Origin of the sequence: Actinopolymorpha sp. B9G3 (genome assembly GCF_040120725.1) — a bacterium.
Taxonomy (GTDB): Bacteria; Actinomycetota; Actinomycetes; order Propionibacteriales; family Actinopolymorphaceae; genus Thermasporomyces.
Genome location: NZ_JBEEAB010000064.1, coordinates 1 through 2,313, shown reverse-complemented (window position 1 = coordinate 2,313; position 2,313 = coordinate 1). Strand labels below are relative to the sequence as shown.

The 2,313-nt window shown below is 65.3% G+C and carries 3 protein-coding genes; 2 read left to right on the top strand and 1 reads right to left on the bottom strand.

Features of this window, described 5'->3' with window-relative positions; genetic code table 11:
* The coding region (locus ABNF93_RS34550; RefSeq protein ID WP_349332478.1) for a twin-arginine translocation signal domain-containing protein at nt 1-325 on the bottom strand (325 nt) is incomplete at its 3' end.
* A 267-nt stretch (nt 326-592) separates the two neighbouring features.
* Here ABNF93_RS34550 and ABNF93_RS34545 point away from each other — a divergent pair.
* Together ABNF93_RS34545 and ABNF93_RS34540 are read left to right on the top strand one after the other, a co-directional pair.
* A complete protein-coding gene (locus ABNF93_RS34545) occupies nt 593-1,606 on the top strand; it encodes a LacI family DNA-binding transcriptional regulator (RefSeq protein WP_349332477.1) in 1,014 nt (337 codons plus the stop codon).
* A 427-nt stretch (nt 1,607-2,033) separates the two neighbouring features.
* Nucleotides 2,034-2,313, top strand: a 280-nt coding sequence (locus tag ABNF93_RS34540; RefSeq protein WP_349332476.1) for an alcohol dehydrogenase catalytic domain-containing protein, incomplete at its 3' end; no start/stop codon positions are given.

Genomic DNA, 2,313 nt, shown 5'->3' with positions numbered 1-2,313 from the left:
CTGGGTGGTACTGGGTGGCGCCGGTGCCGTAGCCGCTCGCCTGGGTCGTCAACCGCCACTGGCCGCCGTACGTGCCCAAACGGTCCAGCGGCTGGACGACCACCGGATCCGGCGGCAGCCGCTTCGACAGCTCCGGAAGCTTGCCTTGCTTGACCAGCTCGGCAAGCATCGGTGCCTCCTTCGGCTTCGGCCCACCGCTGCCACCGCCACCGTCGCCCGAGTTCTTGGGCTGGGTAGAGAGCACGTCACAGCCGGCGGTCACGGCCACCGCCACCACCGCACCACCGGCACGGAGTACATCGCGCCTACTCAGATCAAAGGACATATCTGACTCCTCTCCGCTCACGACACCCCTCGATCCGGTAGCCCGTCCGGGCCGTAGCCGACCCGGGCCTGGCGCATGCGGGAGATCGGTGCGGCTGCCTGTAACACCGGTCTCATCAAGCACCCGAGCGGACGCCCTATGGCCTGGCCGTCTGGAGCGCTCCAAGGTGCCCGGACTCTATGATTGGCCATGAGGCGGTGTCAACGGTTCCGACACGCATACCCGGGAGAGTTCGCCGTCAGCCGACTATGAGATTCGGGAGGTCGTATGGCTGTGACTATCGAGGATGTCGCACGGCGGGCAGGGGTGTCCCGTGGGACCGTGAGCAACGTTCTCAACCGCCCGGAGGTTGTCCTGGAGGCGACCAGGACTCGTGTGCTGGAGGCGATGCATGAGCTCGATTTCATTGCGAGCCAGCCTGCCCGGATGCTCGGCGGACTGCGTAGCCGCAGTATCGGCCTTGTCATGCATGATGTGGGCCATCCGTTCTTCGCGGAGATCGCGCGCGGCGTCGAGGACGTCGCTACCAGCGAGAACTACGTCCTTACCTTGACGAGCACCCGCGACGACGATGAGCGCCAGCGTGCCTCGCTGCGACTTCTGCTCGCCCAGCAGGTGTCGGGGATACTGCTGATCCCGACGGCATCGGGCGCAGACGACCTCCGGCAGGTGCGAGAGCGAGGTGTCGCGGCGGTGCTCTTGGACCATGAGGGTGGAGCCAACGAGTGCTCAGTCGCTGTCGATGACGTCCGCGGTGGGATAGCCGCGACCCAGCATCTGCTCAGCCTGGGTCACCATCGGCTGGCTTTCGTGGGAGGCCCACGCCGGGGCCAGCGGCACTCCGATCGGCTCAACGGTATGCGATCCGCCCTGGCTGCGTCCGGCAAGCAGAGGCGACCGGCAGTTCAGGCCGTCACCGTGCCAGCCGACACGATCGCCTGCGGCGAAGAGGCGGCCAGGACGTTGCTCAGCAACCGTGCGACACGTCGCCTACCCACCGGCATCCTCTGCGGCAATGACCTGCTGGCGGTTGGGATGATACGTGGCCTCACCTCATCTGGGGTGAGCGTTCCTGATGACGTCGCGGTCGTCGGCTACGACGACATCGAGTTGACGACCCTGGTGGGCACACCGATCACCTCGATACGTCAGCCGATGTACGAGATGGGCCGCACCGCCGCCGAGCTGTTGCTCAGTGAGATTCACGAGGAAACCCACACCCACCGCAACGTGCGGTTCGTCCCGGAACTGATCGTCCGCGAATCCACGGCAAGGCCATAAGCGGCCGGGCCGAGGTCCTGACGGCTGCTTGACACAGGGAAGGCCTGACCCTACCTTGAAGTCCGTTGGAGCGCTCCATCGACTGATGGAGTTCGGTATCGGTGTGAGCCTGCGCCAGCGTGAAGGTGTGTCAAGCGGGGAGTTGCGTCATCAGATGCCGAACCGTGGGGCGAGACCGAGACTTCTGATTCACCACACGGACACCGCCACGAGAACGCATTGTCACCGCTGAGGCCAACCGCGGGATGTCCGCACGCAGATTCCGAACGGTCGATCTCGCGGTCCCGCCCAACGTTTGGGATCAGCTGTCAGTCGTTAATTCCTGCTCCCATTAGCCCATGCTCAGTAGGAAGATCGATGAAGGGGCCGCGCCTGGGGCCGGTCAGAACCGAAAGCTGGAGGAGCATTGCCGAGTTGTGATGCTGTCGTGTGTCGGCGACCCGGTGACATCGAGTGCGCGACGCTCGACCTGGCGCGCGTGGGTCCGGGGCAGTTGCTCGTACGGACTCTGATGTCGGGGGTCAGTACGGGTACCGACAAGTGGGTCATGCGCGGCACCTTCGGCTGGGCCGACATCACCTTCCCGGCTGTTCCTGGCTACCAACGGGTCGGAGTCGTGGAGGAGGTCGGATCCGACGTCGTCGGGTTTCGGATCGGGCAGCGGGTCGTGGCGACGAGCGGTCTCGGCTACGTCGAGGTGGGATCGG

Bases quoted from the DNA above. Each gene is read 5' to 3' on its own strand.
- ABNF93_RS34545 (WP_349332477.1), top strand. From the start codon at position 593: ATGGCTGTGACTATCGAGGATGTCGCACGGCGGGCAGGGGTGTCCCGT.